Below are 3648 nucleotides of genomic sequence, written 5' to 3'. Positions count from 1 at the left end.
AACTCCCCCTCCTACTCGATCGCCATTGGCCAGCGCGGCGATGCGGTCTCGCGAGTCATTGCGGCCCTTAAGAAAGATAACATGCTGGCCCGCAGTATCGTGATGTCCGCCGGCGACGAAGAAACTCCCGGACTGGCGTACATTGCCCCCTACTCCGCCATGGCCATGGCGGAGTATTTTTCTGATCAGAGCCAGGATGTGCTGGTGATTTTTGATGACCTTACCCACCACGCCCGCTCCTACCGGGAGTTGTCGCTGTTGTTGCGTCGGCCGCCGGGACGCGAAGCCTTCCCCGGAGATATTTTCTATGTACACGCCCGCTTGCTGGAGCGGGCCGGTCAGTTTACCCGGGAAGCCGGTGGCGGTTCGATCACCGCCTTGCCGGTGGTGGAGACCCAGGCAGAAAACCTGTCCGCCTATATCCCCACCAACCTGATTTCCATTACCGACGGGCAAATTTATCTGTCACCAAGGCTGGTGCGTCGAAACCAGTTTCCGGCTGTGGATCTGGGCTTGTCGGTTTCCCGCGTAGGCGGCAAAGCGCAAAGCCGCACCTTGCGGGAAGTGGCCGGTAACCTGCGGGTTACCCTGTCACAGTTTGAAGAACTGGAAGACTTCGCCCGGTTCGGTACCCGGCTGGACGACACCACCCGCGCCCGCCTTACCCGTGGTGCTGCGGTTCGCACCGCGTTACGTCAGGCCGAGCGTGATCCCATGCCTGCTGCCGAACAACTGGCGGTTTTGATTGCGGCAATGGAAGGACTGTTCGACGACCTGCCTGAAGAGCAGTTAAGCGATGCCATGAGCCGTATCCGCGCCGCGGCCCGCAAGCATTTCCAGTTCATTGATGAACGCATCAGCGAAAACAAGGCATTAAGCCAGGACGACCGCGCACAGATTATCGCAACTGCCCGCACCGTACTGCCTGCAAATCATGCCGGCCCCACACCCGAAGCGGACGAGGTCAAGCATGGCCCAGACGCTTGAAGCACTCACCCGGCAGAGCGATACCCTGACCAGTATTCGTGGCATCGTTCACACTATGAAAACCCTGTCGGCGATAAACGCAACGCCTTATGAACACGCAGCCCGCTCAATCGAAGCCTATCATCAGGCCATACTGCGGGGCTTTGCAGCCTTCGCTTATCGAACCGGTGGTATCAGCCTGCACCAGGAAGAGGCGCTTGAGCACCTGGTGATTGTATTCGGCTCCGACCATGGCCTCTGCGGCAACTACAATGAAGTACTCGCAAAAGCGGTTCAGCAACATTGCCAACGCACAATGGCAGGCAAACAGCGCCTGCTTTGTATTGGTGCACAAATGAACGATGCCCTGGATGATCAGACTCTGGCGCCGGAAGCGGTCCTGCTGCCTCCCGCCTCAGCTGACGGCATAGGCCGCCTCGCTGGTGATATTGTTACCCGTATCGATCGCTTTAGCCGGGGCCAGCCGTTGCATCACCTGGCCGTCACCCTGGCTTTTACCCAGCGGGGTGAGCACGGCACCCGAGAGCCGACACTGCAGAGCCTTTTACCGCTGGAGCCTTCTCTGCTCCAGCCTGAAAAACAATGGGACTCACGCGCACTTCCGGATTACACCATGGAAGCAGACGCGCTGTTATCATCCCTGATTCGCAGTCACATTTTCGCCAGCGTTTTCCGCGCCTCCGCAGAAGCCATGGTCACTGAAAACTCCGCACGTTTGGCCCTTATGCAGCAGGCGGAGCAGTCCGTGGATGAGCGCATAGAAGATGTAACGGGCGAGTTAAGATCGGTGCGGCAAGACGAAATTACCAATGAACTGATGGATGTGATTATTGGTTTTGAGGCGTTGAAGAAGCCTAAAAAGCCCATAATGGGCTCTCAAATCCCCAAATAGGGGCTTATCATCCCCACTCTGGGGCTTCAGGTGCTGTTAAAGAGGTTAGCGCCCATTGCAGCCTGATGTTCAGCTATTCTTCAATCGTTCACTCAAGCCAACCGGCTCTAACGGCTTTCCCCAGCCATTTCCATGCACCAACTCTTCCAATGGCAAGCGTTCACGCCAGCCTTTCGCTTGCAGCTCTGGCTGATCCAGAAACTCGCTGACATAGCCCAAGCACAGATACGCCAAGGGGTAGACTTGCTCGGGCAACTGCAGAATATCCGACAACCGATCCTGATCGATAATACTAACCCAGCCCACACCAATACCTTCCGCTCGCGCCGCCAGCCACAAATTCTGTACCGCCAAGCAAGTGCTGAACAGATCCATTTCAACAATCGAGTTACGGCCCAGTACGTGAGTACCACCCCGGCTGCGATCGCAGGTAATACATAAATTCATCGGGCTTTCGGTAATGCCCTGCAATTTCAGGCTGCGGTAGGTTTGCTGGCGTTCACCAGTATAGTTTTCTGCAGCTTTGGCATTTTCTTCGTTAAAGCTCGCCAGCACCTGCTGACGCACCTCAAGGCTATCAATCAGAACAAAGTCCCACGGCTGCATAAAGCCCACCGATGGCGCATGGTGGGCAGCTTTCAGCAAACGAGCCAACACTGGCTGGGGAATGGGGGAGTTTTCGGTTTCAGTACAAAGGTCAAATTTCCATGGCCGGAAAAAATGTCCTAGAAACCGTGGACACACCATGGACACAATTTGGACACAGACAAATAAAAAGGGCTTACGTTTTCACGTAAGCCCTTGAAAAATATGGCGCGCCCGAGAGGATTCGAACCTCTGACCTCTGCCTCCGGAGGGCGCCGATTGGGGTCGGTTTGGAGTGAGGTCGGTGGGTCTAAATCGTTGTTCGTCAGTAACTTGCAGGCCGGGCGGAAGTTCAAAAAAGTTCTTTTAACACCGATAGTTACACGTTTTATCCCAAGTTTGGGCACACATTTGTCAGGTTAGAGATGGCTCTAACTGGACAGAATGACCACTGCCCCAACCGCTTAATTTCTAGTTTTGCAGTTTACTATGCGAACTTCAAGCTCAGAAAAAAATGTCTGGTTTTAACTGTCCGAAATTGGACAGTAGTCGAGCGGGGTAGTCCGAAAGTCCGCCTGTAGAAAGCTATATTTTGCGAGAGAGTATCACCCATCGGCACTCGTTAATAGTCAAGGGTTGGCCGCATCACAGGTCATTGGGAATGACGGGGGATGTTCGGCTAACCACCTGGCTGACACTTGGGGCGATTAGAATAAAGTTTAGTAATTCAGGCTTACCTGACAGCAAAGAACCGGTGCCTGTAAAGTCGATTGACTACAGCTGAACTTTCAAAGTAATCGGGTGTTCTTACCTAGTCTGGCGGCACGTTAATCCGTAAGAGCTGACCGCGTCGATGGGAGGGAACTAGAAAAGCAAGGGAAAGCGACTTAGTCTCCACATCTGGATTGAGTGGCCGTTGTAACAGGTATGACTCGACAGTAGGCCATGCTCGTTAACTCATAGTATTAACCGGAGAGACTGGATTTGAGTCGTCGCTGCGAATATGCCTTCCTGTTGCTCTTCGTTATTAGTGTTTTGCCCGCCAGTCTCAGGGCAGAAGTTGTTAACCTGTCCTGGGATAACGACCTGCTTACCGGAACCGATCGCGGCTATACAAACGGGGTACGCTTTTCGTATTTGACGGACACCGCTGATGAGAGCGATGGAAAGTCGGCAAGATTTGC

General features: G+C 54.1%; 3 protein-coding genes and 1 pseudogene. 3 read left to right on the top strand and 1 reads right to left on the bottom strand.

The window, feature by feature from the left end:
• Both Q668_RS13600 and Q668_RS13595 read left to right on the top strand, forming a co-directional pair.
• Nucleotides 1-987 (top strand): annotated as a pseudogene (locus Q668_RS13600) (F0F1 ATP synthase subunit alpha); the annotation flags it as partial.
• A gap of 55 nt (nt 988-1042) precedes the next feature.
• Entirely contained in the window at nt 1043-1879 is an 837-nt protein-coding gene (locus Q668_RS13595) for a F0F1 ATP synthase subunit gamma (protein ID WP_264630522.1), read from the top strand.
• Between the two features lie 69 nt (nt 1880-1948).
• Here the strand turns inward: Q668_RS13595 and bluB are convergent, their stop codons facing one another.
• Nucleotides 1949-2626: a 5,6-dimethylbenzimidazole synthase gene (bluB, locus tag Q668_RS13590; RefSeq protein ID WP_052009726.1), complete on the bottom strand. Its 678-nt coding sequence runs from the start codon at nt 2624-2626 to the stop codon at nt 1949-1951.
• An 822-nt stretch (nt 2627-3448) separates the two neighbouring features.
• On the opposite strand from bluB, the gene Q668_RS16940 reads away from it, so the two are divergent.
• The coding region (locus tag Q668_RS16940) for a lipid A-modifier LpxR family protein (RefSeq protein WP_152521790.1) at nt 3449-3648 on the top strand (200 nt) is incomplete at its 3' end.

The organism is Marinobacter sp. ES-1 (assembly GCF_000475255.1).
Taxonomy (GTDB): Bacteria; Pseudomonadota; Gammaproteobacteria; order Pseudomonadales; family Oleiphilaceae; genus Marinobacter; species Marinobacter vinifirmus.
Note: the sequence above shows the minus strand (reverse complement) of the source record. Positions and strands in the feature narration are given on the sequence as shown.